Here is a 26387-nt window from a genome sequence, read left to right as displayed (position 1 = left end):
GTTAACCTGTTATTGATACTGAATTTTCAGCGTGGCTGACGCGCTAAACACGCCCGTTTCCACGGTAGATGCGTCATCTTTTATCGGCGCGGCCTGCAAAACAGGCACCTCCGGCCAGGTAAACGGCATCCAGGTATTTAGCGGCATCGATTCTCCGTTCATATACAATTTGATCCCCAGCCCTTCGCGGTCGGTGGCCAGATAGTCGTCGCTAAACGAGGTGGCCGTGCCTTCAAACTGCATCTCCAGATCGTTAGAGGTCAGATCTTCACAAACCAGCGAATAGTCGATGGTTTTCATAAAGTTCTCACCGTCCAGCTGGCGCGCCTGCAGGTTGCTGCCAAAATCCACGTGAACAGTTTCACCGTTGTTGATTTCACACACCCCCTCCACGACCACGCCGGTGACGTTTACCGTCAGGGATGACCATGCCGCTGGACTGGCCAGCAACAAAGCGATAAGCAGAGCAAAACGTGAACTAGTCATAATTAAGCCTGAAGTGGATCAGCGCCTGCCATGCCCCCGCCACCAGCGGTGCAGAGGTACGTTCCGGTGCGAGATAATAAAAAAGCGTGTTGTCATCTGACTCCAGCAGCAGCGGATGCCCCTCATCGTTAAGACGAACCGAACGATGCAGCCTGTCGGTCAGGTGTAGCCCCACCCCGCTGGCTCCGCTCACGCGGACCAACCCCGGATTAAACAACTCTCCCGGTGCAACAAAGCTGACCGTGACCGAGGGCTGATCCCGGCTCCAGAGCAGATCGCCGCTCCACGCATCGCGTACTGAGGTAGGTGACGGCATACAATCCTCCAGATGGATCTCCACCCGCACCGGCGTACCCTGGTCGCCCGGTTTTTTAAGCGCCCCCGTTGCCGTCGTTCCCATGTCCACCTCCTGCCACGCGGAGTCCATCTCCAGACGGCAGGCGCTTTCCGTCAGCGCACCGCGCACGTGCAGCAGCCCATAGCTCCCATCGATCAATTCGTCCGCGGCACTTAGCGATCCTGCCAGCAGCATCAGCGCGAGCCCGCTCCCCTTTTTCCAGTACGCGATAGTCATGCCACTCTCCCGGCGGTTACTTTTTCTTTTCCTGCGGCACGGCTTTGCACTCGCTGCCGCCACAGCTGAAGATGAGCTTTGCGCGGCCACCAAAGTCGTTGACATAAGTCAGCACGGGCGCGCTGCCGAGCGCAGCAGCGGACGGTGCCAGCACTAGCTGACCTTTCGGCTCAACCATAATCGGCTTGAAGCCTGCCGCCGCTTTGCCGGTGAGCGTCGAAGACGCATTAACCAGCGAGATGTAATACGGCGTCGGGTTATTCACGCGGTATTTATCCCCTTCCCGCGCCAGAGTCAGCTGTTCCTGAAACGGCGTGGAATAATCAGCACGCTGCACTTCAATAGCGGCCGGGCGATAAAAGAGCTTGATGCGGGTCTGGAGCGCCAGCTGAAGCGTATTAGGCTTGCTGCTTTTGGGTGGGATCTCGCGCAGATTGAAATAGAACAGCGACTCCCTGTCCTGTGGCAGGCGCTGGATCCCCGCGGTGGATTGCACCTTGATCTGACTCTGCTCACCCGGTTCAATGCGCTGAACCGGCGGCAGCAGCACCAGCGGATCGGTAATTTTTTTACCCTGAGCATCTTCTACCCACCCCTGCGCCAGATACGGCAGCGTTTTATTTTCATTGGTCAGGCGCAGGCTCACGGATTTTGCCGCGCCGTCAAAAATAACCCGGGTTCTGTCCAGCGATACGGCGGCTGTTGCCACGCCTGAAACCATCAGCGCCAGGCCCGTCAGGGCGGAAATTCGCACAATTGTCATCTTGATTAACTCATCTCGTTTTTCAGGCCGGTTATTCCGGCGAACAGGTTAAAAGCAGGTTCTCCAGCACGGCTGGCAGCGTGGCCGGCAGGTTTACCACGCAGCGGGCTTGTCCATCCCATTTGACGGTCATTTTGCCGTTTGGCTGAATGCCGCTTAGCCAGACGCTTCCTTCGTCATTCACCACCCCCGTCTCCTGGTTTTTCTCGTTCATCACCGAGGCCCCAAACGGCGGGAAGCTCCCGTCAGCCTTACGGATAAAGGCCATCGCTTTACCACCCGCAATCACGTCAAACTGCCGATAGCCGATCGCCCCTTCGGTGAGCGTAGCCTGCGAGACGGATCGGGTGACGTCAGCATTTTCATCAAGTTTGTCGACGTCAATGCGGATCGGATTGCGGTAGTAGCTGTTCACATCACCAATCACAGCCTTCCCGAATCGGTTGGTTTTCACCGAGGCGCCGAATCCCTTAACGGGCACGCCGCTGACGCCTGCGGTATCCACCAGCACGCGGCTGCCGCCCCGCGCGTTCGAGCGATGCGCTGCGCCCCCTTCGGTGGTCAGGGTCAGACCGCCGGTCACGTTCATGCCCAGCGCGGTATAGCTGCCGGACTGATAGCTGGCGTTGGTCTGCACCTGCGCGCTATCGCCCTGCCAGGTGTAGTAGCCGTACGCCGTCGGGCCGCTGCGGGAAAGGCCGCTGCTGACCTGGAAGCTATTGTGCTCATCCACCCGGCCGTAATAGCTCACGCGATGGGTGTTATCGGTGCGGTTAATTGTGGCGCCATAGCTGAGCGAGGTGCCGTTACCTATCGGTAGCGACACCGAAATGTAGGCCCCGTCATCCTTCAGGGAGTAGTACTCGCTGCGGTAGGCCGTGAGCGATACGCTCATGTTCCTGAACGGACCAAGATCGACATAGCGCGACAGCGACAGGCTTACGCGATCGTTATCCGCGCTGTTCCAGTAGGTCTGATGGCTGTAGTTGAGGTAAGCGCTCAGCCCGACATCCCGGAAGCGTTTGTTAAACGACACCGTGTATTTCTCTTTCGGGCTGTGCGACGTGCCGCTGCCGTAGCGGGTATCGAGGTACTCCGACATGCTCATAAAGTCGCGTTCGGAGAAACGGTACCCGGCAAAGGTGACCTGGCTGTCATACTCGTCGAAGGTTTTTGAGTAGCTCACCCGGTAAGAGGTACCGGACAGCGTGCCTTCAGAAGGCAATACCGCCCGCGACTGCGTTACGTCGAAGGCCAGCGCGCCGAGGATGAAGAGATCGCGCCCGATCCCCACCGACAGGGCATTGTAGTCACCACCGATCACCGAGCCGCCGTACAGCGTCCAGCCGTTGGCCACGCCCCAGGAGATTTCGCCCGAGGTGAACATCGGCCCGGTCATGCTATGCCCCCACTCAGAGGGTTTACCCGCCGCCAGCTTGTAGCGCACCGCACCCGGGCGCGTCAGGTAGGGAACCGAAGCCGTCGTGACCTGAAAGACCTGCACGCTGCCGTCCAGCTCTTCCACCCTTACGTCGAGCGTGCCAGAGATGGCATCATTCAGTTCCTGAATGCGAAACGCCCCGGCGGCCACCTGCGTTTCGTGTATCACGCGTCCCTGCTGGCTGATGGTCACTTTGCCGCCCGAACGGGAGATGCCCGTCACTTCGGGCGCGTAGCCACGCAGGCTCGGCGGCAACATACTGAGATCGGAATTCAGGCTAACGCCGCTAAAGCGGAAGGTATCGAAGATATCGGAGCTGAGGTAATCTTCCCCCACCGTCAGCTTCGCTTTCAGTGAAGGAATGGCGCGGTAGAGATAGTAACGGCTAAAAGCGAAATCCTTGTCCGTCTTCCCGTCACGCTTGTTCCAGCTGGTCTGCCAGTCGGCGCGGGCGCGCCATGGTCCCAGATTGGCCCCCAGGACCCCATTCCCGCTGATATTTTGGCTGTCTGAACCGGTTTGATTCTGCTGCGCCTGAAGATTGAGGTTGTAGTCGGCAATCACACCAGGGATACCCTCATCCCAGCGCGAAGGCGGATCCCAGTTTGGCGCGGTGTACTCCAGCCACGCCTGCGGGATCGCCAGATAAAGCGTGTCCTTTGCCAGGTCGACGCGCATATCCAGTCCTTCGAGGCTGGCTTTGTCCAGACACTCACCGTCGCGCAGCCAGCGAAGATCGTCCATGACGCTGGCCTTCAGGTTAAAGCGAGAGAGCTGCTCTGGCGTCAGGCAGATCAGGCTGTCCCGGCCGTTTTCACCCTCGGGATAGACCACAATCCGCTCCTCGCGCAGGATCTCTTTGTTCACCATGATGCTGAAGGTGTAGTCGCCGGGCATGACGTAGCCGCGACGCGAAAAGTGGCTAAGATCGATATTGCTCTTGTCCTGCGTGTCCAGCACGTCAGTATTGAACTGAATGTCATCGTCGGCCCCGCTTTTCGCCACCGGCACGATTAGAGCCAAAATCAGCACGCTGAGCGTTGAGCGTCGGAATGTCCGTATCGTTTTTTTCATCTCAGTTGTAATCCATTCTGAAGCGGATCAGAGACTGGTAATCCCCGGCTTTGAGCGGCTGTCCGTTGCTGACAAGCTGAAGCGAATAATTCAGGTTCATGCTGCCCGCCGTGACCTCTCTGGCGGGAAAGGCCACGCCGGGCGCGGCGATATTGCCGTCGGTATCGCGGATCGCCAGCTCAATTCCCTGTGCGTCTCCACGCACGGAAAACCGGTCTGCGCCCGTCATTGGTTCAAACGTTATCTGGTAGTACTCGGAGTCATATCTCCCGCTCCCGGGTGTCGGCAGCATCAGGCAATTAATTAAGCGAACGGTGAACGCACGTGTGGGGCCATAGCCTTTGGTAGCAATCTCCGACACGGGCGTATCGCCCATATCAATGGTTTGATCGCGGCTACCAAGATCAATTGCACAGGGTGTATAGAGCACCGCCCCCTGAATAAGGACGGCACCCTCCCCCTGATTTGCAGCGAATAAAGGCAGGCAACAACCAGACAGGAGAAAAGGGAGTGTTTTGACTATTTTTGTTGTATTCGAAAATATATAACCCATAGCAAACCCTTTTCACTTATTCAGTCGGTTTCGAATATCAGACGGCCAGCTAAGGCCGCCTGACGGGTCATCGAAATAAGGTCAGGGCTTATTCGTAGGCCAGCGTCCAGTTAGTCACAGCGGTGAAATCACCTTCGGTTGGCGCTTCTCCACCGATGATGTACGCGGAGTAGGTCAGGGTGTTGTCGCCATTAACCACGTTCTGTCCAGTCGTGGCTTCACCCAGGGTGATGGTGTTGCTGTCGCCGTCGGTCATCACGACGCCAACATCGGTTGCATTGCCGGTCACGCCCAGCACCGCTCCGTCAACGCTGGAATCCGCGCCGGAGAAGGTGGTGGTCACAGTGGTAGCGGTCTCAACAGAGCAGTTTTCCAGGTGGATGTAGAACGGAACCGGCGTAGAGGTGCCGCCGTTCGCCACTGCGGAACTGGAAACCTGGCCGAGGCTAATGGTCTGATCTTCGTCACCTGCCGCGATTGAACATGGCGCGTCGATAACGGAACCAGTGAAGGTCACAACGCCGCTACCCTGGTCTGCCTGAGCACCGAAAGCAGCCATACCAGAAGCCAGAACCAGTGCAGTAAAGAGTTTGTTCATTTTCATAAAAATCGTCCTGTAAATTAAGTGAATGACACACACAGAAGATTTTTGATGGCTGAATTTGGGCAATATGCGCCCCGCCCGAAAATTGGGCTTAATTAAATTACTCAGCAATCAAATAATCTCTTAAACATCGTCATCAGCAAATTCAGTTGAACTTACGCATATCTCCCTGCGCTTCGCTGATGCAATAAATAGTAACCCGACGATGAAAAAACAAAAGGCAAAATACCCTACAAGAACAAAAACAAAAGACATGCTTAAATAATAGGTTTAATTAGAATAATAAAAATGAATCCACCAGCAGTTAGATTTTTATACTTTATTAACCAAGAGTGATAGATTATCAATCTAAAACTTAACTTTTTAACCCACAATGACAGTCATAAACACGAAATTATCAACGCGAATTTGTTGCTGGAGTATGAAAAGTAATTACATTTATTCAAAAAGAAACGAGGTCAGGGGATAATATCATTCGTGCACGAACTGATGTTATCCATTGGGGACAGGCATCTTATTTGGCCAGAAAGAAATATCGGGAAGTGTATAAAGAGAATTATTCCCGGCCTGCGTAACCGCTGACCGGGAGTCAGGATTACCGCTGTGCGTTCAGCTCCGCAATATCCTGCGGCGTGGTGCGACAGCAGCCGCCAATCAGCTTCGCACCGACATCCAGCCACTGCGGTAAATACCCCGCCAGCGTCTCGCAGGCGTCACCATGGTGATGCCAGGTTTTGCTCACCGCATCATAATGCTCGCCGGAATTCGGATAGACCACCAGCGGCAGCGACGTCAGGCTGTGCAGATGCGTCAGCGCAGCGGTGGTGTTTTCCAGCGCGATACAGTTGATCCCCAGCGCGACAACCTGTGGATAGCTTTCGAGCGCAGAAACGACATCCCGCAGCGGCGTCCCGTCACTCAGGTGCTCGCTGTCACGCAGGGTAAATGAGAACCATGCCCGGGCGCGAGGATACGCCGTCAGCAACGCCGCCAGCGCCTTAATCTCCGGGAAAGAAGGCAGCGTTTCACAGGCCAGCAGATCCGCGCCCGCATCCAGCAGCGCCTCCACGCGGGGACGGTGGAACGCGGTGAACTCTTCAGCGCGACGCACATAATCGCCGCGATATTCAGATCCATCGGCAAGGTACGCGCCGTACGGCCCTACCGACCCCGCCACCAGCAGCGTGCCCGCCTGCGCATTCTCTGCCAGGTACGCTTCCCGCGCTTTGCGTGCCAGCTCTACGCTTTTGCCAATCAACGCCCGGGATTGCGCCTCGTCGAGCCCGCGTGCGGCAAAGCCCGCAGGCGTGGCCTGATAGCTGGCGGTGATCGCCACCTGTGCCCCCGCGCGGTAATAGTCGAGGTGCACGTCCCGGATCAGCTCCGGGTTTTCCATCAGCACTTTGGCCGACCAGAGGCTGTCGGCAAGGTTACAACCGCGCGCTTCCAGCTCCGTTGCCATCGCCCCATCCAGCACGACAAACGGCTGGTTTTCAAGGAGGGCGGTAAGCGGATTATTCTGCGACATGTTCAGGCTCCTGCGTGGTCAGGTTTCGGGTCAGGTAGTACGCACCATAACACAGGGCGACAAACGGAAGCCCGCAATAAAGGGCAATACGCTGGCTGGGGTCAAACCACAGGCCGACACAGGCCACCAGGCAGAGGATAAAGCCAAGCACGGGCACCAGCGGATACCATGGCGCGCGATACTGCAACGCCGAAAGCGGCTGCCCGGACTGCACGTGACGGCGACGAAACACGAAGTGTGACGCGCAGATGCTGATCCACACCGCCACCACCGCAAAACCGGAAATGGCTGACAGGGCCACAAACACCGTATCCGGCGCAACCACGCTGGAGAACAGCGCCAGCACGCCACCCAGCATGGAAACGGAGAGCGCCGTCAGCGGCACGCCGTTTTTGTTGACGCGGGCAAAGCAGCGTGGCAGCGTTTTCTCGTTAGACAGAGACCACAGCATACGGCCAGAGGCGTACAGGCCCGAGTTCGCCGCCGAGAGGATCGCCGTCAGGATCACGAAGTTAAAGATATCCGCCGCATACGGAATGCCGACCTTTTCAAACACCAGCACGAACGGGCTTTTCTCCACGCCAGCCTGCTGCATCGGGATCAGCGCCGCCAGCACAAATACGGTGCCAATAAAGAAGATGATGAGCCGGGCGATGGTGGTGCGAATAGCAACCGGAATAACCTTGTGTGGGTTTTCCGTTTCTCCTGCCGCGATGCCGATAAGCTCCGTTCCGGAGAAGGCAAAGTTGACCGCCACCATGGTCATCAGGATCGGCAGACCGCCGTGCGGGAACCAGCTTTCGGCAGTAATGTTGCTTAAGCCCGGCGCCGGTGAACCGTCCTGCATCGGGATAAAACCGAAGATCGCCGCCCCGCCGAGAATAATGAAGGCGATGATGGTGATGACTTTCACCAGCGAGAACCAGAATTCCCCTTCGGCGAAGAAGCGCGTGGAAATGACGTTAAGAGCAAAAATCACCACGCAAAAGACGACGCACCACGTCCAGACGGGAACCTGCGGGAACCAGTACTGCATACAGAACCCGGCTGCGGTAAAGCTCGATCCCAGCGCCACTGTCCACGTAAGCCAGTAGAGCCACGCCACGGTATACCCTGTCGCCGGGCCGAGATAACGAGCGGCGTAGACGTGGAACGCGCCGGTTTCCGGCATTGCTACGGAAAGCTCGCCCAGACACTGCATAACCAGCCAAACCACCAGCGCACCAATAAGATACGCCAGCAGCGTGCCCGCCGCGCCGGTTGTCGAAATGATGTATCCGGTATTGAAGAATAACCCTGTGCCGATAACGCCCCCCAGCGAGAGCATAATCAGGTGACGGGTTTTCATGGTGCGCTTAAGCTGCCCGTTTTGTTGTTCTGTTTGCATATTACCTTCTAAACGTATGGACATCTAAACATCCAAAGAAGGGTGTTATACCGCGATTGTTAACAAAAAGCCACCCGGCACGACTTCGGCGCAATTATTGGTAAATCTTTAAATCAGTTCTATAGTCGACACAGTTTCTTCTTCACCAGGACTCACTATGCGATTTAACGGACTGACCAAAGGTTTCTTTATTCTCATCCTGGCCCTTGTTACCTGGGCTTTCTTTGACGTGCTGTCACCCTATTTCTCGGCGATTCTGTGGGCCGCGATCCTGACCATCATTTTCAACCCGGTGAAAAACAAATTGCGTACCGCGCTGGGCGATCGCAACGGGCTGGCTTCCCTCCTTACACTCGGCATTATCTGCCTGATCGTGTTTATTCCGTTGATGGTGATCCTTTCCTCGCTCGCGGTGGAACTGAACATGGTTTACACCAAGCTGCAACAGAACAACACGCAGTTCCCGGAAGTCATCGCCGGTATTTTCAACCGACTGCCGGACTGGGCCAGCGGCTTCCTGGCGGATCACAACCTGACCAACGCCGCGCAGATTCAGAAAAAGCTTTCCGATGTCGCGTTACAGGGCGGACAGTATCTGGCGGGAAGCGCGTTCCTGATTGGTAAAGGGACGTTCGGCTTTGCTATTAGCTTCGGCATTATGCTGTACCTGCTGTTTTTCCTGCTCAAAGACGGGCCCTATCTGGTGCGCCAGATCCTCGACTCGCTGCCGCTGTCTGACTTCGCCAAACAGCATCTGTTCGCTAAGTTTGTCGGCGTCTCGCGAGCCACGGTAAAAGGCACGGCGGTCGTAGCGGTGGTTCAGGGTACGCTTGGCGGTATCGCCTTTGCCATCGTCGGTATTGACGGTAGCGTACTGTGGGGAGCGCTGATGGCGTTCCTCTCCCTGGTGCCCGCCGTTGGGTCGGCTATCGTCTGGGTTCCCGCCGCGATCTTCCTGTTTGCCACTCACCAGCTGTGGCAGGGTCTGTTCATTGTGGGCTTTTTTGTCATTATCGTCGGGCTGGTGGACAACCTTTTACGTCCGCTGCTGGTGGGCAAAGACACCAAAATGCCGGACTACCTGATACTGATCACCACGCTCGGCGGTATGGAGCTGTACGGCATTAATGGTTTTGTGATTGGGCCGCTGATTGCCGCCCTGTTTATCGCCTGCTGGAACCTCTTCTCCGGCCGCGACCACGCAGGCAACGCCGAGGAGCTGGACGCAGACTTTATCGAAGAGGGAAAAAACCCTCCGGATCTCTAACGAAACGCGTTTTGTCAGGCGGCCCTGTGCCGCCTTTTTTTTCGCGATAAATCAGGGGTTTTCTATAATCTGAAATGAACGCTCTTCCACATTTGTCGTAGAAGGATCCAACAGGTGCGAATCGCCACGATCACAAACTGGGCCTATGGTGTCACGGTGTGCCTGACCATTGCCTCCGGTATCGTCATGCTGATGGCTTCCCATGCCGACAACGTAGAGCGTCAGGCTGTTAAGCAACGACAAATTTTTGACCAGCTTACGGAAGAGATTGAAGCAGAAACCTGGATGCTCTCCGATTTAGCGCGCCTTTACGCCATCAAAAAAGAGCCCGATGTGCTGAAAGCGTACCAGGCGAAAGAAGGTGAACTGAAGAATATTGAACACAAAGTGGGACAGTTAAAAGATACGGGCGCAACGGGCGAAGAGCTGGCGCTGCTGTATGAAGGGCTGAAGATTGTTGATGGCCTACAGGATGAACAGCAGGCAGCAATTGCCAGCGTCGCCCGGGGTGAGGAACAACAGGCCATTGCGTTACTCTTCGGCAAAATCTACGAACTTGAAACGGAACGCGCCCAGAGCAAGATTGACCATTTTCGTATGCTGCTGGATAAGCGCATTATTGCCGATGTCCAGGCAGCGACCAACACGTCGAAAACGCTGCGTACCGCCTCAGAGGTGATGGTCGGCCTGACCGCCCTGCTCTTCTTATTCGTGATGGGCTTTATTCTCAAGCACCGCGTGCTGCGCCCGGTAGTGCGCCTCAGCGATGTGGTTCACCGCCTGGCCTCACAGGATTACGGCGTCGAAACGCCCAATTTCAACCAGGTCGATGAGATAGGCGATATGGCGCAGGCCATTCGCATTTTCCGCGAGAACGGGCTGGCAAGGCAGCGGCTTGAAAAAGAACGCGACGCAGACTGGGCCATCCGCGAGCTGCTCGCGCGAATGACCCAGCGCTTGCAGGGGTGCGAGAACGTCAGCGACGTGATTGAGGTGGCAGAGCTGTTTGCTCCCAACATTGCGCCGGGTATCGCCGGACGTCTGTATATCCTGGATCGAAACCCGTGGGAGATGCGCTGTGCGGCGGAATGGTTATCTCCACAGGGAGAAAAAAATGCTTTCCACCCCGATCAATGCTGGGCCATACGCCGTGGTCAGAGCCATCCACCGGTCAACGGCGAGCCGGATATCGGTTGCCAGCATCTGCCTGAATCACAAAAAGACAGCTCACTGTGCGTGCCGCTCATTGCGCAGGGGGAAGCCATTGGTTTGCTGTCGTTTCAAAACATCACGCCTGAAACGGCACCGTCCCGCGCATATCTCGAATTAATGGCGGAAGCCCTGGGTCTGGCGCTGGCCAACCAGCGTCTGCGCGATGCCCTGCTGGAAAAAGCGCTATTCGACCCGCTCACCGGCTTGCGTAACCGTCACCACCTGGAAGATACCCTGCGCACTCAGATAGCTCAGGCAATGCGCAATGATGAGCCGGTGAGCTGCATGATGATCGACATCGATCACTTTAAAAGCATTAACGATCGCTTCGGCCATGAGGCTGGCGATCATGTGATTAAGAGCGTGGCGACAATTGTTCAGCGTGCCGTGCACGATGCCGGCCTGGCCTTCCGCTTTGGTGGCGAAGAGTTTCTGGTGCTGCTAACGGGTGCGGATGAGGAAGCGGCTCACGCCTGCGCAACTGAGATTTATAACGGCGTCCATACGCTGTCGCTGCGCTATGGGCTTGCTGAGATTGGCCCGGTGGATGTGTCGATCGGGATAGCCAGTTACCCGCAGCACGCCCAAAGCGACGACCTGCTGCGCGCGGCAGACGTGGCGCTTTACCGGGCGAAAGAGCTGGGGCGCTCGCGGATCGTCAGTTTCAGTATGCTGGAGACGGGTTAACCGAAACTCAGTGCAAATGACGTCAGAGGTACGCGCACTCTCTTATTCCCTCACATTGAGGGTGCGTTATCATTCTTTGTACATATAAATCAATCTTAACGATGCCACCATTGATAAAAAATGGGGGTGCGTAAATATATCAATAATCAAAGCGATCATTTTTTAAACCCGGTGGCTAATTACACTGAGTTTTTATGTTTTAAAAAACGTAAGCTCCAGCCAGAGGTCTGCAATCACGGGGCAAACAACGATTATCCATTTGATTTTAATACATTTAATGAAGTATCGTTTGCAAAAAGCCATGGCGTTCAACAAAATAGACAAACTTATAGGATAAATAACTTATAATTCTTATACTTCTGTTAAAAAGAGGAGGCCAATATGCGAATAATCCTAATGCTGTGCTGCTTTTTGGTACAAAGTTTAAGCTGGGCTGGCGAACTGCCAAAGCCTGTGGGCAAACCCATCTTAACCATTACCGGTAATATAGAAAATACGAACGAAAATGGAAAAGCCGTTTTTGATATTGCCAGCCTGGAAAAACTGGGGATGGTGAGTTTCCAGACGACCTCTCCCTGGTATAATGGCCGCACGAAGTTTGAGGGTATCCCGATGCGCAAACTCATGGAGTATGTGGGTGCTAAGGGTTCTGTTCTGAATGTGGTTGCACTCAATGATTATACTACCGTCATCCCTCTCAGCGACTTCCAGAAATACAACGCCATCCTGGCGTTAAAGGTCAATGGCGAATATATGCGCATCCGCGATAAAGGTCCGTCATTCATCGTCTACCCTTATGACAGTCTTCCTGAACTCAATAATCAGATTTATTACTCGCGATCGGCCTGGCAGGTCAGCAAAATGAAGATTGAATAGTAGTTCAGGAGAACATAATGAACAGGATACTGGTTGGTATCATTTTTTCTCTTTTTATCACTACGGGATATATAGCCTTTCTTGTCTACGACCGTCAGCAGGAGTTGCAAAAATTGACTCACTACACTGAGTCCTGGTCTGTAGCCCAACTGGTATCTGAATATTACCGATTTGAATCATGGATTGGACTGTACGCAACCGAGACTGATGACGTTACGGTAGACCAGGTTCGCATGCGCCTGGAAATCATGCTGAGCCAGAATGATTTATTGAAAGAGGGCGGCCTGGGTCGTTATATAAACAGCGCGAAAGCGCATCAGGTGCTCGCCTTACGCCTGGAAAATATACTGAACTATCTGGATGGTCACCTTGAGAAAATGAGCCGTTCAGAGTTAAAGCTCTATCTGAAAAATATGCATTTACTGGATGCACCGCTAAGCCAGCTTTCATCAACGGCTTTAACAAAAGATGTTAATACAATCAATGAAACTAACCTAAAAATACAGGTTCTGTATTATATTTATTCAGCACTTTCGCTGTTACTGGTTATTTTAAGCTTCATACTGGGCTTTTTGATTATCTATCAAAATAAAAACATTCTCAAAGCACATACACAGGTTAAAACGCTGGCTGAAGAACTTCAGCTGTCCAAAGAAACCCTGCAAATCCAGAATACAAAACTGGAATACGATGTTTATCATGACTCCCTTACCGGCATGAAAAACCGTCTTTTCTTCTGGGATGATCTCAATAAACTTAATCTACAGGCTGAGGAAAAACATATTTCGGTCACGGTGATGTTATTCGATTTAGACCGGTTCAAAGAGGTGAATGATACCTACGGTCATGATGCTGGCGATTTACTGTTACGTGAGGTATCCACGCGCCTTAACGCTTTGAGCCGCTTTTCAGAGACATTTTATCGTTTGGGCGGCGACGAATTTGCGTTTCTCTCCAGTGGCTTAACCGAAGCCGCAGCCGTTTCACGCGCGCGAGAAATCAGTGATAGCATCAGCAAGCCCTATACAATTAATAATCAACTCATCAAAATAGCCACCTGTGTGGGTATTGTTTTATCGGATAATGAACGACGTTCAGATTACCTTTATAAATTTGCCGATCTGGCGCTCTATGAAGCCAAGAAAGAAGGTTCTCAGCAAATCAAAGTCTTCCGCCAGCGAATGCTACAGAAGTTGCAGGAAAGCAGAACCCTTGAAAATGATATGGCAAGAGCAATAGAGAATGATGAGTTTATTGTTTATTACCAGCCTATTGTGAATTCCGTCAGCAAGGAAATTTACGGCTATGAAGCGCTTATTCGCTGGATGCACCCCGTCAAGGGGATGCTCTCCCCGGATAGCTTTATTTTCGCCGCTGAAAAAACAGGCATGATCAACGAGATAGGTAAAACTGTACTTAAACTGGCCTGTAGGGAAGCGGTCTCCTGGGCTGTTCCGGCCAGGATCTCCGTGAACGTCTCGCCTGTTCAGTTAGGCAGCAAATCATTTATTAATACGGTGCAGTCCGTTCTGGCTGAGACCGGGCTCCCGGCTAACCGTCTTGAGTTAGAGGTCACAGAGTCTTCCCTCTTCAGTGACAGAAATAACCCCATTGCGATCCTCAAAAAACTACGCTCACTGGGCGTAAGAATTTCTATTGATGATTTTGGCACGGGTTATTCGTCGCTCTCCAGACTCAGCGAACTGAATTTTGATAAAATCAAGATCGATAAATCTTTTGTCAATCCGATATCTACGCAGGAAGATGCGCTTAATATTGTGAAGCTGATTACCGGTATGGCTAAAAGCCTTAATATGGGCGTCATTGCCGAGGGCGTTGAGACCGAAGAGCAGCTTGAGCGGCTTCAGGCTCTGGGTTGCGAGCTTGTGCAGGGATATCTTTTCAGCAAACCACAGCCTCAGGTCGACAGCAAAATTAAGAGCGGCCAGGAATGATCCCCTCTCCTCAGCCCGATACCAACCGGGATCACATTTTTCACCCCTGGGTATTCACTGACAATAACCAGGTGTTATCATTCACCCCGTAAATACCTATCAACTCAATCCGAGGCTTTGATGCTGGAGAATGTAATCATCCGATAATCAGCTTCCCGACCTTTCCAGGCCGGACTGATTATCAATGCGCCGAAATCGTATGCGGACACCGCTGTGTGTTTGCACGTTTTGCACATGATGATTAAACAGGTTTTCCAGTATGAATTTATCCCGTCAGGAACAACGTACCTTACACGTTCTCGCCAAAGGTGGCCGTATTGTGCACGTCCGCGATACCTCCGGCCGCGTCACCGCCGTTGAATGCTATAGCCGCGAAGGGCTACTGCTGGCTGACTGCACGCTCGCCGTTTTCAAAAAGCTCAAAACCAAAAAGCTGATCAAATCCGTTAACGGTCAGCCCTATCGGATCAACACCACCGGGCTGAATAACGTTCGCGCTCAGCCTGATAATCGTTAAGGAGAGGATGATGGATATCCCACGTATTTTTACTGTTAGCGAAAGCGAACACCGCATTCATAACCCCTTTACACCAGAGAAGTACGCGACGCTGGGCCGCGTGTTACGCATGAAGCCAGGCACACGCATTCTCGATCTCGGCAGCGGCTCGGGAGAGATGCTTTGTACCTGGGCACGTGATTACGGTATTACCGGTACCGGCATCGACATGAGCCCGCTCTTCACCGCGCAGGCCACGCGGCGCGCAGAGGAACTCGGCGTCAGCGAACGCGTCCATTTCATTCATAACGACGCGGCCGGCTACGTCGCGAATGAAAAATGTGACGTGGCGGCCTGCGTTGGCGCAACCTGGATTGCGGGGGGCGTAGCCGGGACGATGGATCTGCTGGCAAAAAGCCTCAAGCCCGGGGGAATAATGCTCATCGGCGAACCGTACTGGCGTCAGGTACCCGCGACGGAGGAGACAGCCCAGGCCTGCGGCGTCTCGTCGATCGCAGACTTTCTCACTCTGCCCGGTCTGGTTGCGTCTTTCGATCAACAGGGCTATGACCTGGTTGAAATGGTGCTGGCTGACCAGGAAGGCTGGGACAGGTACGAAGCCGCAAAATGGATGACCATGCGTCGCTGGCTGGAGGAAAACCCAGACGATGACTTCGCGCAGGAGGTTCGGGCGGAGCTGACGATAGCGCCTGAACGTCATGTGACGTACACGCGGGAGTACTTTGGCTGGGGAGTGTTTGCGTTAATGGCGCGATAATATGGCGCTGGCGGTATAGCCTTTAGGGTTATGCCGCCGATCAACTTCTTTGAGGTACAAAACGATGACGCGAAAATGTGCAGCCATTAGCAACATTTGCTGCCATGGTCTCAAAACGAGATTTACTGGAATGCAGGGTAACTATTTGATTTAGATGGTGCCGATAATAGGAGTCGAACCTACGACCTTCGCATTACGAATGCGTAAATTGGTCCTGTAAAATCAATATCTATCGAATTTAAATAGATTTTTTGCCACAATATTGCCACAGTTCGTTAGGAATCAGACAGAAATGGCGACTATACGCAAACGTGGTAACTACCAATGGGAAGCTCAAATCCGTAAACGTGGTTTTCCCTCTCAAACCAAAACCTTTAACACCAAAGTAGAAGCAGATGCTTGGGCCAAAATGATCGAGTCAGAAATGGCGAGAGGAGTTTGGCTTAGCCGCAGCGAAGCGGAATCTACGACATTGTATGAAGCCCTAACGCGCTATGAAAAAGAGATTGTTCCCGACAAAAAAGGAGCAGTGCAAGACCGATCATTGGTGCGGATACTAAAAGGCACTCAGCTGGCAAAAAACTATATGGCCAGCATCAGGAGTGCCGATGTCGCCAAGCTAAGAGATGAATGGTTGAAAATTTATGCTCCTGCAACCGTTTTAAGGCGTTTGGCCTTACTTTCTCATGTATTCAATGTTTCGCGGAAAGAATGGGGCATGGAGAGCCTGCTGAACCCCGTAGAGGCCATTCGCAAACCCCAACCCAAGAACTCAAGGACCAGACGCCTGGAAGCGCTGCCTTTAGTTTCTGAGCAAACCGGTGTTACGTCAGGAAAGGAATTAGCCAACGAGATCGAACATATCATTGCCGCAACACATTCATTAGTATTGCCAGCAATCATTCTTCTGGCGTTAGAGACAGCCATGCGCCGTAGCGAAATTGCAGAACTTCGATGGCGCTTTATCGATCTTGATAGGCGAGTTGCACATCTGCCAGATACTAAGAATGGTAATGCTCGCGATGTCCCCTTATCCACAAAGGCTGTTATGGTACTATCCAATCTAAAGGAGCGTTCTAAACAAGCTGATGACAAGGTTTTTGGAATGCGTGCCGATGCGATCACCCGCGCTTTTGATCGAGCTGTAAAGCGCGCCAGAGAAAGATATGAACAAGCTAAACCTCAATGTGATGACACCTTCCTCAAAGATTTAAGATTTCACGATCTCCGGCATGAAGCGACCTCTCGCTTGGCTGAGATTTTCCCCATGCACGAGCTGACAAAAATCACGGGGCATAAAGACCCGAGAATGCTAATGCGGTATTATCATCCAAAAGCTGAGGATTTAGCGTTAAAGTTGAAATAAAGGATATCTTATGCGTTACATTAGAAAACACATTGCAAATTTTGATTTCAATATTGTATCCATTATATATTTGCTGATTGCTTGCATTGTAATCATGAAGTTCCCATTATTACTTCAAGATAAAACCTTCTTAGTTTGTGGATTATTCCTCTCGGTAGCATTCATTTTTTGTGCCTATAACAACAAAAAAACAATCGTCAATAAAATGATTGAGCACAGCATCATTAAATGGATTGGAACAGTATTGATTTTTTCAATTTGTATGTGGTATGCAAAACATAAAATTAATTTTGATTACGATATTCAACCGGAATACTTAATATACTCATCTTATGGTTATGCTTTCGCAATGGCCATTCCTCTATCTCTATCCATTTATGGCCTTAGCATTTTCATATACTTATACTTTGGAAGAATTACTGCTTATCAATGCTTTTACGCGGCAATTTTGACCATCCCTTTTTCTGCAATGCTAAGAGAGACGATTGAAAAAAACCAAGAGGTTGATTTCAAAGTTATTTTGTTGTTAGTTTTCGGGTTAGCTTTCGGTATCGTAACCATGTTCAAAGCAATGCAAAAAACAAATAAAGAATCAACTTCATCCAATAAAAAGAATCTATTATACATTGCAAAAACAATGGCACAAGATATTAATAGAGCAAAACTAATTTTAATGATATGGTTTAAAAAAATACTTATGTGTTCGAATAGCTACTTAAGAGTTGCAGATCTATTATCGACAGCAATTGCATTATTATTCATTGGTGTTTTTTCAATAAAGATAATACCAGAGCATCAGAAGTCTTTTCTTTTACTTGATGCTTTTTCTAAGACAGATTGCAATACAAAAAAAGATTCATTTTCATACATCAGGAAATCGAAAAACGAATGCTACAGAATTAATTCTAAAGGAATAGAAGTTATCGAAATGATATCATTTACCTCATCAGCTGACTAAAACATAGGTAGTAATGAAAATGGATGAGACCTCGAAGAGAAAAAGGATTGAGGCATTTAGGAAAGCAGAGGCTAGCTTATATTTATCAGGTAAAGATCCTCGCGGGTCAGAATTTTACCAGAAAATAAAGGATGAAGTTATAAGAGGTAAGCTAACTTATGAAGAGGCAAAAGCAGAGATTTTAAATCACCATATAGAGAAATCGAAAAAATAAGAAAAAGGCTAACATTATGTTAGCCTATCTTCTCAATGATTATTCCTATAACTAAAAATTGCTTTTTTCAATAACTCCGTTTGCTCATCAGCATCATCATAATTATAAATTCCCGTAGCAGAATAATACTCTTCGATGCATAGAATATTTATCAATGGTTCACAAATCTCTTTAATAAACTCCTTGTTGTTATCGGCAAAAATAATTTTTATTCCTTCCAAAACAAAGCTATTATAATCAGCCATTATCCACCTCCTTACAGGTGTTTAGTGGAAGCGTCAGTTAACGTTACCGCGCTAACTGACGCGCCTAAATCAAGATTTTTTACTGCCAGTTAAACTATCACCCTCAAACTCATCCTGTTCGTGGTTAGTCTGACGATCGGCTGTGTGTTTACGTATTTGATTCGCTATTTCCCCACCAACGGTCTGTTGTCTTCGGATAGTATTAGTACTTCCCTTCATCATCTGATACTCCGAAGCTCCGTTAGACAGCCCGCTCGCCATGTGAGAAGCCATGCGGCCAGCTCGTGAGAATGATGAAGCAAACCCCTGGCTTCCTCCGCTGACGCTACCTGTATTACTCCCTGCAGAAGAACCACCGGAACCGCCTGATGGTTGTCCTCCAGAAGTATCTACGGAACCGGTATCTTCCCCTCCGCCAAATCCTCCACCTGAACCACCTTTATCACCAGAACCAGATTCTTCGGCCATCGCCGCTTGTGCAGATTCAAATGCTGCTTTTAGAGCGGAAGCACCACCACTGACTTGAGCTGTAGCACTCATTGCCATTGCCCCAGCGCCACTGATTGCAGTAGTAGCAGCGCCAGTAATCATACCTGCTCCAAAACCACCGATCCCTTGTAAGGACGCTCCTCCAACAACGCCTGATAACAACAACGGTAATTTATTCGTCAATACTAAAAGAATAATTGACGCCAGAAGTAAAACAATAAGACTATTAAGATCAGGAATATCATTTTTAATAATAGAAAAATACTGATCTATAAATGATTGCCCAATCCCAATGATTAATGTCATCGTAAATAACTGAATACCAATCGATAATACTGTGCGTAAGTAATTTATTGCTATATCAGAAGTCCATTTCGAGCCACCAAACCCAAGCACAATAACTCCTGCATAACACAACACCCATGCAGAAACTAACATTATTAGCATATTTATCGCGATAAGCGCCATTACTACTAATACTATTATCGCGACGGTTATCATAATGGTCGAAATCATTGGAGACCAAATTGATGCTGCTGAACTGACCTTTGTTAATATCACAAATGCCATATCCACTATGCTGGAGGGTGAAATACCAGTACTTGTTCCTAAAGCATTTGCTGCAAGTTGTCTCATTGAGTTAATTATAGATTGTGATATGGCTGGGCCGTTGATTAAAAGATAATAAAAAAAACCAATCACGGCAAAAAAACGAACTATTTCTGCAAGTGCACTGATTAAACCTTCCCCTTGCATCGCCAACATACCAAATGTCCAAACCATACTTATTAATACCAGCCCCCAGAAGAGCCAATTTGCATAATCACCAATTACTAATGACCATGTGCTGGCTACTTGCTGAAACTTATCTAATAACGTATCAAGTAATCCGCTACTATCTAATTGACCAGCATAAGCATTTACAGAAAACAAAAAAACCATTCCTAAAAAAGTGAGCTTGCTTACTATTCTCATAATTACCATTCTCGCTTAGGGCTAGGATTGTTATTGCCACGCAGGGCACATTTATCGTAGTTATGTTCGTTCAATTTATTCTCTGGCGTCGATAAACAATCTTCATCTTTTTTATCGCAAGAGCATAGAATTAATGAAATTATTAGAATAAAAATGACCAAAAGTTTATCTTTCATTCAGCTCTCCCTCACCAAATTCGCTTCGGGCTTGGTGTGTTCTCGCCAGCTAACGCTTTTTCATCAGCGACTATTTGTTGGGCTTCTTTATCAGCCTCAGCCTGTGCCAGTGTTGCTGCAGCGTTTTGCTGAGCTACCAGAAGCGAGCGGATTTGCAGCAACTGGTTCGTTTGAGCACTGGCAAGCTGGTTAGCGGCCTGAATAGCTTCCATTTGCCCTTGTGCGCCGGTTGCCTGCGTTTGCAAATCTGCAAGGTTGTCAGCATCGCTTTGCAGTGTTTCCTGCTGTTCGTCAAGAGCCTTAAATACAGCGTCATTGGCCTTTTTACGTGCCTCAGAGCTGTTCTGTTCAGCTTTGCGCAGTGCGCTAATTTCATCCGCAGTACATTCAACATGACTGTTAAAGCACGGTGATGAGCGGTAGTAATTCACGTCCTGATAACGTTTCAGATATGAATCAAGACTCCCGGCCTGGTTTTTGTAGTAATTAAGGGTGTCCTGCGCCTGCAACAATTTGTTGATGGTCGAATTGGCCTGATCCCAGATATAGGCTGCAGGTGCGACTGTATTTTTGAGCATGTTTTCATACTGCTGCAGCTGCGTCTGGTACTGCTGGATCTGTTTTGCCACAGCCTGAACGTTGTTGACTGCGCTGATTGTGGTCTGCACCACATTAGTACCATCGATTACAGGGATACCGGCTGTCGCCGGTAATGCCATGATGGACGCCAGGAAGGAAGCTGCTAATGATTTTTTAGCTGCTAAAATCCCTCTCAGTGATGAAAATACTCGGAGCATTAACTTCATTTGCCCACCTCAAATTTAACTGATTATTAATATTGAAAACTCGTACTTTTAACAAATACAGATATTTAGGAAACCATAAATTTATTTATCCAAGATTCTATCCATAATATTTCTTAGTTCTTGTCTGGTTGATTCTATTTTAGCAAGCAACGTTTTTATCAATGAGGGTGAAAAATCAACTGTGCGTGGATCGTTAGCTAACCACAGTTTAAGTAACCCACCAAGTCGACCAAGATCAGCATTTACTCGGCTAAGCTCTACAACCTGTTCAATATCTACCATAGACTCAACCTGATAACCCATTGCTACTTTACGAATGAAACTCGCTACACTTAAGCCAGATGCTTCTGCATTTTCCTGGATTTGCGCTTTTTCATCTGGCAAACAATAAACTTTAATTGGTGTACTATTTTTTCTAGTCTGAGAAACGGTCATATCATTCTCCATACAGGCGGTAGCCGATCAGCCTCGCAGAGCAGGACTCCGTTGAGCAGCTCAGCTGCGAATAAGGGAAGGTAAAGTAGAAGCACCGTTTACGGTGGGCCTACTTTACATGTCCTGCCCCACTGTTGCCGTTGTATATCTGTGTACCCATTGTGTATTTCGGTGTAAGCAGTGTGTTTTCTTGATGTATTACTGCAGGTTTATTCATATATTAAGTGTGTAATGCATGTGTTTTCTGAAAGGAAACTGATTTAAATACCAAACTTTAAGATAATTATTCTCTCGGTTTTATCTTCGGTGGCCTACCTCGTTTCTTTTGAACCATTTCAGCACCCTGCATTGAAACGCGGTTTTCCAACTCTGATTCAACAGAATTATCTATCCACTCTTTAACATCTTCTCTACGCCACAAAAGCCGCTTATTGCCAGGAAGACGGCATCTGGGAGGGAGGCATTTAGGATTCCGAGTTGCATCACTACGGATACTTTTTACTGTTTTCTTCAAAGCAAAAGCTAACTCTTCGACGGTTATAAGTTCAGGCATAACTGGTTTCATAGCAGAACCTATCTCTCAGAAAATATTTTCAGGATTTTAGCCGCTAAAATTTTAGCCGCTAAATTTTGCAAACCAACGTTAAGAATTGAGAATACCCAAAAATTATCACCTGAAATATTTCTGTCAACACCTCAACAGCCAGAGGAAATAAAAAACCACTGGACCAGCTCTATTTTTTTGTTCACTTTTTGCACAGCAATAAGGTTTTAATAAGTCTTTTAGTATTTTGGTTATATATATGGTTAAAGATCTGGTTAGAGAACAATAAAACAATAGCTAATCCGTTGTTTTGTAATTAATTTAAAAAAAATGCCCTACCTCATATGTCAATAGTTTGCCCCTCATATGTCATGAAATCGCCCCTTATATGTCATAAACACACAGAATTAAATACAGGTTATGAACATACTTACTAACAGAATTTGTGGATAAATACACAGGATATACGTAAGAAATAATAATTGTTTAGCTAAACAAAATAGCAACAAATAAAATGAAACAAATTGTAAATAGACTAAAAATAAACGCTATTCGACCGTTAAATATAGATCGCCCTCTTAAAGATTAATCATTTATCACAACGGATATATCGAAATTGTGACGTATAAACAGCTACTGAACTGTTCAGTAAAACTGTTCTAAAGGAATGTTTAGCTAAACAATCATGGCAGAGATTTCTGGACTGAACACATCTGAGTGATAGAATAAAACGTGGTGAACAAACTAATGAGTAACCGGGATGAAGACAGAAACTGCGGAACCAACAACCGTGGGAGAAATGCTTTTAGAAGAGTTTTTGAAACCAATGGGTATGTCTTCACGTGAGTTGGCAGATTTGATGAAGATCACGGATAAAAGAATTGAAGATATTTTGATGGATTATAAAAAAATAAATAAACGCGAAGGACTATTACTCGCGAAGATTTTTCAGACAGATAATGACTTTTGGACCAGGTTACAAAGAGCACATTTTAAATGGCTGAGAGGATAACAACAAAAAATAAATGCTTTTTCGTATCATTTCAGCAAATCCTTCAAAATATCACGAGCGAAACATTATCCTCAAACTAGTTTAAGTTAGATAAGTGGAGGAGTGATTTTTACACAGTAATAGCCCGCCAATTATTAAAGACAATTAAACAGCCCTATCTCACTCGTCGTTTCTTATTAATTTCCTTTCTAAAAATTCAATTGCATCCTCACTATCAGATAAAATACTTGTAGTTTTAATATCTAACGAACAGAGTGAGCCATTGAAAATAGCTTGTACTTTCGCATAATCAAATTTAAACTCTCGCTTACCAAACTCTGAAAGAAAATTTTCCAAAGCATTATGAGAAGAAACAACTTCAATGCTAGCAGAAGTTGTAATATTAATACTAATACCAGAAGCTTTTACTTTCTTTATCTTCACATTTCTAAATTCAGAATTTAGAATAGAAAATATTGTATTCATTACATCTATTTTGATTGGTTCTATATAAAAATTTTCATTGAAAATCTTTTTCCAAAAACTAAAGAATTCGTTTAAAGCCCGCGGTGCATTTTCCACTCGCATGAGATATGTATCATTATCAAAAATCTTCATCTTAAATGACGTATAGATAAAGCGTTCAATTTTAATGTCATCCTCTGTACCATCTGGTCTATTAATTTTTTCATGTTGAATTACTCGCTCCACAAAGGTGGCACTTAATGATTCATTATCAATATTATTAATGATATAACCTTTACTCTCTTTATTGCTAAATTTATGTTTGTGCAAAATTTCCACAACATCATCCAATCTAGATGGTGTGTTAACTAATAGCCATTTGTAACGAGAAATCATATAGCGCCCTCCTCATCATCCTTGCTGTTTTCATCTAATTTTGAAAACTCCTCCAAAAGATCTTTGGCAGTTTTTAATACTAGTTTATTGAACTTCATCTCTTCACTTTTACTGAGGTTTACTCGGTTTTTATGGTGCGTATCAGTGATGTCTGTACTATCAACTTTCACAGGATAATAACCTTTAACCAAAAATGCAAAATCTGAACAGGTTTCAGGTTCTGAAAATAAAGCTTCAATCTCATAGATATCTGAATCGAGATATCTATCATCTGTAACTGTCCAAACAATTCGCCAAATATAAAAACCTTTTTTATATAATGAACCCAATTCTTGTGATAAAGTTACACCAGTTCCTGATAGAGATGCTTTTTTAATATGAGAACCTGTTCCATCATCCTTATCTGGATTATATACATAAACATCGGTCACACTTACCAGGCTGTACCCTTCCATTGATGTAGTTAGTTTATCAAATAATTTACTAACCAAGCTTTTATCTATTACATCTTCAAGGTTTATTTCATCACGTATTAATGACGAATGTTTTTCTGCAAGTGCATCAAATATCAATGATGTAACAACTTCCATTTTTTTATTGTGTGGCCCAATCAAGCTAAATCCTTGCGCATTTTTCTCTATAATAATTTCGGCGTCTTTATCAACGACTTGTCTAAACTCAGACTTCGTAAAATCAGGTTCACTATATTCAATTTTCAAACTATAGCTTTTTCCAACTATGTTATAATCAACAATATCATTGCTGGTAACCGATAAATGTTCTTTAACTTTATCTAATGCCTCTTCTATATCTTCACTAGTAATATCAGTGCTAATTAAATCAACGGATTTAACTCGCTCTCGTTGCGTTGAAACGCCTAATATCTTTGAGAGAAACTCATAATCCTCATAGCCATGAATATATTTTGAAAAATTATCTGCCAAAATTTCTTTAGATGTTTTATTGGAAATAATAACACCTCTCGTAAAATACAGTTCTTTTATATCATCCCTTGTTACTTTATATTGCTGCAGCGCGTCAAACATGGCTTTATCTGTTGCACTATAGATAGCACCAGTTCTGTTCCCATAATCTCCTTTATTACTCATTTCGTTCTCCTTGCCACTTCTTTTGTTTTATAACAAGTTTGCATTAGGGTAATTTCTTTGATTGAAATTCTGTCAAGAATATTCTTTTTATTATCATCATACCCCCAACTTCTTATATAAATATCTTTTGCTTTTTCAAAATGACTGATCACATCTGGGTCGGGTTCATAATGTGCCAAACGAAGCCTTATATTATGTTCTCCATTTAAAATTTGATATCTGGATAATGTATCAAAGAGATAAACAAACTCATAAGGATCATTCCCAGGACGATTGTAATAAATAACGAATCCTGCCTGAGTTGTTTTTAGTTGACCACTTCTATCTTTAGTTTCCACCATATCATGTTCAATAATTAAATAAGGTGCTGTTATAGCCTCTATAGTCGCCGGCCTTGAATATTTATCACCACTTATTGTTTTATTTCTTATCAGCTCTGGATAGTAGAATGAATATTCTTCGCGTGGAAATGTTCCTTCTCGATGAAGCCTATCAATATCAGCAATAATTGTTGTCATGTAGCTAATCATCAAAGGCTCTACGATATGAATTTGTTGATTGCTTTTTAATCCTATAGAAGCCAAATTGATGCCTAACTTTCTTCTTTCATTAACTTTTTCTGTTTTGAAAACTTTGTAGAAATCTCTATGATATTTTCCATCATGATTATAAATGAAAAGCATCCCTCGTATTTCATACTTAATAGAGTCGATTCCATACCTATTTTTCCATTCGGGACTTATTGAAGCGCAGTCAATAGTTTTAGCTATTGACTTGAGCATATCTCTTACATCGCTTGGTCTAATGCTTTTAGCAGCATAGCTTTTTAAATCAGTATTAAAAAGCACATCTTTGCCACTATATGGATCATTGTATTTAAATACAATGTCTACCGGATGAGTACACTTTTTTTCACTCTCAACTTCATTGGCCTGTTCCGATTCTACTTCACTATCACTTTCACTGCTATTCGCTATTTTTTTGGGAAAATGCTCTTCAGATTTACGGCACGAAAAGTTTTCATCGTAGAGATTGATTTCCTTCCATTTAAACCACGAAAATATATCGTTGGACACTTCATGGGCCAACTCACTTATATTGATAGTCTCAGCCATGTAAAATCACCTTTACTCATAGTTTTCTTCCTAAAATAATCCACATAGAATAATTGCTTATGGAATTATTTTTGCATTCATTCAAAGCAAAAATGCACCACGGAAGGAATCAGATAACTCTGTTATCTATTATATTTATAATGTGCATTGTTTAACAGTTGGATGCAAAATTTTTAATCTCTTTTGCCACAATTTTGCCACACCTACAACGCGCAAAATTGCACATTAGTGTTGAATAAAGCAAAACACTGCAATAGTATCTTGATGATTTTACGAGAAAAGATGGTGCCGATAATAGGAGTCGAACCTACGACCTTCGCATTACGAATGCGCTGCTCTACCAACTGAGCTATATCGGCCCTGAAAGGCCGGTTACGAGCGTAACCACGGGGCAAAAGAGTAGATCTAACCGGGTGATGCGT

At 47.2% G+C, this 26387-nt stretch carries 27 protein-coding genes and 1 tRNA gene; 10 read left to right on the top strand and 18 right to left on the bottom strand.

The window, feature by feature from the left end; translation table 11 throughout:
* Window positions 1-9 precede the first annotated feature (9 nt).
* From ACOTYH_RS20605 to mmuP, 8 genes are all read right to left on the bottom strand, one after another.
* Window positions 10-486, bottom strand: a complete 477-nt coding sequence (locus ACOTYH_RS20605; RefSeq protein ID WP_033487718.1) for a fimbrial protein — start codon at window positions 484-486, stop codon at window positions 10-12.
* Window positions 479-1060, bottom strand: coding sequence for a fimbrial protein (locus tag ACOTYH_RS20600; RefSeq protein WP_033487719.1), 582 nt, complete (start codon window positions 1058-1060; stop codon window positions 479-481). Before ACOTYH_RS20600 ends, ACOTYH_RS20605 begins: the two co-directional genes overlap by 8 nt.
* A gap of 16 nt (window positions 1061-1076) precedes the next feature.
* Window positions 1077-1823, bottom strand: coding sequence for a fimbria/pilus periplasmic chaperone (locus ACOTYH_RS20595; RefSeq protein ID WP_033487720.1), 747 nt, complete (start codon window positions 1821-1823; stop codon window positions 1077-1079).
* A 31-nt stretch (window positions 1824-1854) separates the two neighbouring features.
* Entirely contained in the window at window positions 1855-4338 is a 2484-nt protein-coding gene (locus ACOTYH_RS20590) for an outer membrane usher protein (RefSeq protein ID WP_077579989.1), read from the bottom strand.
* Window position 4339: 1 nt separating this feature from the next.
* A complete protein-coding gene (locus tag ACOTYH_RS20585) occupies window positions 4340-4768 on the bottom strand; it encodes a fimbrial protein (RefSeq protein ID WP_240512400.1) in 429 nt (142 codons plus the stop codon).
* A gap of 211 nt (window positions 4769-4979) precedes the next feature.
* Entirely contained in the window at window positions 4980-5495 is a 516-nt protein-coding gene (locus ACOTYH_RS20580; RefSeq protein ID WP_033487723.1) for a fimbrial protein, read from the bottom strand.
* A 595-nt stretch (window positions 5496-6090) separates the two neighbouring features.
* A complete protein-coding gene (gene mmuM / locus ACOTYH_RS20575; protein ID WP_058689279.1) occupies window positions 6091-7023 on the bottom strand; it encodes a homocysteine S-methyltransferase in 933 nt (310 codons plus the stop codon).
* Window positions 7010-8410 carry an S-methylmethionine permease gene (mmuP, locus tag ACOTYH_RS20570; protein ID WP_421637881.1) on the bottom strand — a complete coding sequence of 467 codons (1401 nt, stop codon included), beginning with the start codon at window positions 8408-8410 and terminating at the stop codon, window positions 7010-7012. The genes mmuM and mmuP overlap by 14 nt, the downstream gene beginning before the upstream one ends.
* A gap of 157 nt (window positions 8411-8567) precedes the next feature.
* On the opposite strand from mmuP, the gene ACOTYH_RS20565 reads away from it, so the two are divergent.
* The 9 genes from ACOTYH_RS20565 (at window position 8568) to ACOTYH_RS20525 (ending at window position 18219) form a co-directional block, all read left to right on the top strand.
* Complete coding sequence (locus ACOTYH_RS20565; protein ID WP_017383139.1) at window positions 8568-9677, top strand: AI-2E family transporter; 1110 nt, start codon at window positions 8568-8570, stop codon at window positions 9675-9677.
* A 114-nt stretch (window positions 9678-9791) separates the two neighbouring features.
* Window positions 9792-11576: a diguanylate cyclase gene (locus ACOTYH_RS20560; RefSeq protein ID WP_045334514.1), complete on the top strand. Its 1785-nt coding sequence runs from the start codon at window positions 9792-9794 to the stop codon at window positions 11574-11576.
* A 381-nt stretch (window positions 11577-11957) separates the two neighbouring features.
* Window positions 11958-12452, top strand: coding sequence for a molybdopterin-dependent oxidoreductase (locus tag ACOTYH_RS20555; RefSeq protein ID WP_023303170.1), 495 nt, complete (start codon window positions 11958-11960; stop codon window positions 12450-12452).
* A 17-nt stretch (window positions 12453-12469) separates the two neighbouring features.
* The gene (locus tag ACOTYH_RS20550) at window positions 12470-14407 is read left to right on the top strand and encodes a putative bifunctional diguanylate cyclase/phosphodiesterase (RefSeq protein WP_032671391.1); all 1938 of its coding nucleotides are present in this window, start codon (window positions 12470-12472) and stop codon (window positions 14405-14407) included.
* Window positions 14408-14666: 259 nt separating this feature from the next.
* Window positions 14667-14924 (top strand): YjhX family toxin, encoded by a 258-nt coding sequence (locus tag ACOTYH_RS20545; RefSeq protein WP_003863178.1) that lies wholly within the window; start codon window positions 14667-14669, stop codon window positions 14922-14924.
* 10 nt (window positions 14925-14934) lie between these two features.
* Window positions 14935-15681, top strand: coding sequence for an SAM-dependent methyltransferase (locus tag ACOTYH_RS20540; protein WP_032670521.1), 747 nt, complete (start codon window positions 14935-14937; stop codon window positions 15679-15681).
* A 292-nt stretch (window positions 15682-15973) separates the two neighbouring features.
* On the top strand, window positions 15974-17047 hold the full coding sequence (locus ACOTYH_RS20535; protein WP_000201381.1) for a site-specific integrase: 1074 nt from the start codon (window positions 15974-15976) through the stop codon (window positions 17045-17047).
* A gap of 10 nt (window positions 17048-17057) precedes the next feature.
* Window positions 17058-18005, top strand: coding sequence for a hypothetical protein (locus tag ACOTYH_RS20530; protein ID WP_421637880.1), 948 nt, complete (start codon window positions 17058-17060; stop codon window positions 18003-18005).
* Window positions 18006-18018: 13 nt separating this feature from the next.
* Window positions 18019-18219: an antitoxin VbhA family protein gene (locus tag ACOTYH_RS20525; protein ID WP_421637879.1), complete on the top strand. Its 201-nt coding sequence runs from the start codon at window positions 18019-18021 to the stop codon at window positions 18217-18219.
* A 32-nt stretch (window positions 18220-18251) separates the two neighbouring features.
* Here ACOTYH_RS20525 and ACOTYH_RS20520 read toward each other — a convergent pair whose 3' ends face one another.
* The 6 genes from ACOTYH_RS20520 to ACOTYH_RS20495 form a co-directional block, all read right to left on the bottom strand.
* A complete protein-coding gene (locus tag ACOTYH_RS20520; protein ID WP_023338107.1) occupies window positions 18252-18464 on the bottom strand; it encodes a hypothetical protein in 213 nt (70 codons plus the stop codon).
* Window positions 18465-18533: 69 nt separating this feature from the next.
* Window positions 18534-19928, bottom strand: a complete 1395-nt coding sequence (gene trbL, locus ACOTYH_RS20515; protein WP_371895278.1) for a P-type conjugative transfer protein TrbL — start codon at window positions 19926-19928, stop codon at window positions 18534-18536.
* Window positions 19929-19930: 2 nt separating this feature from the next.
* Complete coding sequence (locus tag ACOTYH_RS20510) at window positions 19931-20104, bottom strand: hypothetical protein (protein ID WP_001575473.1); 174 nt, start codon at window positions 20102-20104, stop codon at window positions 19931-19933.
* Window positions 20105-20115: 11 nt separating this feature from the next.
* Complete coding sequence (gene trbJ / locus ACOTYH_RS20505; protein ID WP_371895279.1) at window positions 20116-20910, bottom strand: P-type conjugative transfer protein TrbJ; 795 nt, start codon at window positions 20908-20910, stop codon at window positions 20116-20118.
* An 81-nt stretch (window positions 20911-20991) separates the two neighbouring features.
* Complete coding sequence (traJ, locus tag ACOTYH_RS20500) at window positions 20992-21345, bottom strand: conjugal transfer transcriptional regulator TraJ (protein ID WP_000218774.1); 354 nt, start codon at window positions 21343-21345, stop codon at window positions 20992-20994.
* A 283-nt stretch (window positions 21346-21628) separates the two neighbouring features.
* A complete protein-coding gene (locus ACOTYH_RS20495) occupies window positions 21629-21910 on the bottom strand; it encodes a hypothetical protein (protein WP_371895281.1) in 282 nt (93 codons plus the stop codon).
* 739 nt (window positions 21911-22649) lie between these two features.
* Between ACOTYH_RS20495 and ACOTYH_RS20490 the strand changes: the two genes are divergently transcribed.
* Complete coding sequence (locus tag ACOTYH_RS20490; RefSeq protein WP_097734174.1) at window positions 22650-22901, top strand: HigA family addiction module antitoxin; 252 nt, start codon at window positions 22650-22652, stop codon at window positions 22899-22901.
* Between the two features lie 159 nt (window positions 22902-23060).
* Here the strand turns inward: ACOTYH_RS20490 and ACOTYH_RS20485 are convergent, their stop codons facing one another.
* The 4 genes from ACOTYH_RS20485 to ACOTYH_RS20470 form a co-directional block, all read right to left on the bottom strand.
* Entirely contained in the window at window positions 23061-23741 is a 681-nt protein-coding gene (locus tag ACOTYH_RS20485; protein WP_371895283.1) for a hypothetical protein, read from the bottom strand.
* Complete coding sequence (locus ACOTYH_RS20480) at window positions 23738-24850, bottom strand: hypothetical protein (RefSeq protein WP_371895285.1); 1113 nt, start codon at window positions 24848-24850, stop codon at window positions 23738-23740. Before ACOTYH_RS20480 ends, ACOTYH_RS20485 begins: the two co-directional genes overlap by 4 nt.
* The gene (locus tag ACOTYH_RS20475) at window positions 24847-25965 is read right to left on the bottom strand and encodes a hypothetical protein (RefSeq protein WP_421637878.1); all 1119 of its coding nucleotides are present in this window, start codon (window positions 25963-25965) and stop codon (window positions 24847-24849) included. The genes ACOTYH_RS20480 and ACOTYH_RS20475 overlap by 4 nt, the downstream gene beginning before the upstream one ends.
* A gap of 283 nt (window positions 25966-26248) precedes the next feature.
* Window positions 26249-26324 (bottom strand) — tRNA-Thr (locus ACOTYH_RS20470).
* Window positions 26325-26387: the final 63 nt, after the last annotated feature.

This window comes from Enterobacter cloacae complex sp. SHL001 (assembly GCF_049236825.1).
Lineage (GTDB): Bacteria > Pseudomonadota > Gammaproteobacteria > Enterobacterales > Enterobacteriaceae > Enterobacter > Enterobacter hormaechei_C.
Note: the sequence above shows the minus strand (reverse complement) of the source record. Positions and strands in the feature narration are given on the sequence as shown.

Excerpts from the sequence above, each read along its gene's own strand:
- ACOTYH_RS20605 (WP_033487718.1), bottom strand. The coding sequence starts at position 486 with ATGACTAGTTCACGTTTTGCTCTGCTTATCGCTTTGTTGCTGGCCAGT.
- ACOTYH_RS20600 (WP_033487719.1), bottom strand. The coding sequence starts at position 1,060 with ATGACTATCGCGTACTGGAAAAAGGGGAGCGGGCTCGCGCTGATGCTG.
- ACOTYH_RS20595 (WP_033487720.1), bottom strand. The coding sequence starts at position 1,823 with ATGACAATTGTGCGAATTTCCGCCCTGACGGGCCTGGCGCTGATGGTT.
- ACOTYH_RS20590 (WP_077579989.1), bottom strand. The coding sequence starts at position 4,338 with ATGAAAAAAACGATACGGACATTCCGACGCTCAACGCTCAGCGTGCTG.
- ACOTYH_RS20580 (WP_033487723.1), bottom strand. The coding sequence starts at position 5,495 with ATGAAAATGAACAAACTCTTTACTGCACTGGTTCTGGCTTCTGGTATG.
- mmuM (WP_058689279.1), bottom strand. The coding sequence starts at position 7,023 with ATGTCGCAGAATAATCCGCTTACCGCCCTCCTTGAAAACCAGCCGTTT.
- mmuP (WP_421637881.1), bottom strand. The coding sequence starts at position 8,410 with ATGCAAACAGAACAACAAAACGGGCAGCTTAAGCGCACCATGAAAACC.
- ACOTYH_RS20565 (WP_017383139.1), top strand. The coding sequence starts at position 8,568 with ATGCGATTTAACGGACTGACCAAAGGTTTCTTTATTCTCATCCTGGCC.
- ACOTYH_RS20555 (WP_023303170.1), top strand. The coding sequence starts at position 11,958 with ATGCGAATAATCCTAATGCTGTGCTGCTTTTTGGTACAAAGTTTAAGC.
- ACOTYH_RS20550 (WP_032671391.1), top strand. The coding sequence starts at position 12,470 with ATGAACAGGATACTGGTTGGTATCATTTTTTCTCTTTTTATCACTACG.
- ACOTYH_RS20545 (WP_003863178.1), top strand. The coding sequence starts at position 14,667 with ATGAATTTATCCCGTCAGGAACAACGTACCTTACACGTTCTCGCCAAA.
- ACOTYH_RS20540 (WP_032670521.1), top strand. The coding sequence starts at position 14,935 with ATGGATATCCCACGTATTTTTACTGTTAGCGAAAGCGAACACCGCATT.
- ACOTYH_RS20535 (WP_000201381.1), top strand. The coding sequence starts at position 15,974 with ATGGCGACTATACGCAAACGTGGTAACTACCAATGGGAAGCTCAAATC.
- ACOTYH_RS20530 (WP_421637880.1), top strand. The coding sequence starts at position 17,058 with ATGCGTTACATTAGAAAACACATTGCAAATTTTGATTTCAATATTGTA.
- ACOTYH_RS20525 (WP_421637879.1), top strand. The coding sequence starts at position 18,019 with ATGAAAATGGATGAGACCTCGAAGAGAAAAAGGATTGAGGCATTTAGG.
- ACOTYH_RS20520 (WP_023338107.1), bottom strand. The coding sequence starts at position 18,464 with ATGGCTGATTATAATAGCTTTGTTTTGGAAGGAATAAAAATTATTTTT.
- trbL (WP_371895278.1), bottom strand. The coding sequence starts at position 19,928 with ATGAGAATAGTAAGCAAGCTCACTTTTTTAGGAATGGTTTTTTTGTTT.
- ACOTYH_RS20510 (WP_001575473.1), bottom strand. The coding sequence starts at position 20,104 with ATGAAAGATAAACTTTTGGTCATTTTTATTCTAATAATTTCATTAATT.
- trbJ (WP_371895279.1), bottom strand. The coding sequence starts at position 20,910 with ATGAAGTTAATGCTCCGAGTATTTTCATCACTGAGAGGGATTTTAGCA.
- traJ (WP_000218774.1), bottom strand. The coding sequence starts at position 21,345 with ATGACCGTTTCTCAGACTAGAAAAAATAGTACACCAATTAAAGTTTAT.
- ACOTYH_RS20495 (WP_371895281.1), bottom strand. The coding sequence starts at position 21,910 with ATGAAACCAGTTATGCCTGAACTTATAACCGTCGAAGAGTTAGCTTTT.
- ACOTYH_RS20490 (WP_097734174.1), top strand. The coding sequence starts at position 22,650 with ATGAAGACAGAAACTGCGGAACCAACAACCGTGGGAGAAATGCTTTTA.
- ACOTYH_RS20485 (WP_371895283.1), bottom strand. The coding sequence starts at position 23,741 with ATGATTTCTCGTTACAAATGGCTATTAGTTAACACACCATCTAGATTG.
- ACOTYH_RS20480 (WP_371895285.1), bottom strand. The coding sequence starts at position 24,850 with ATGAGTAATAAAGGAGATTATGGGAACAGAACTGGTGCTATCTATAGT.
- ACOTYH_RS20475 (WP_421637878.1), bottom strand. The coding sequence starts at position 25,965 with ATGGCTGAGACTATCAATATAAGTGAGTTGGCCCATGAAGTGTCCAAC.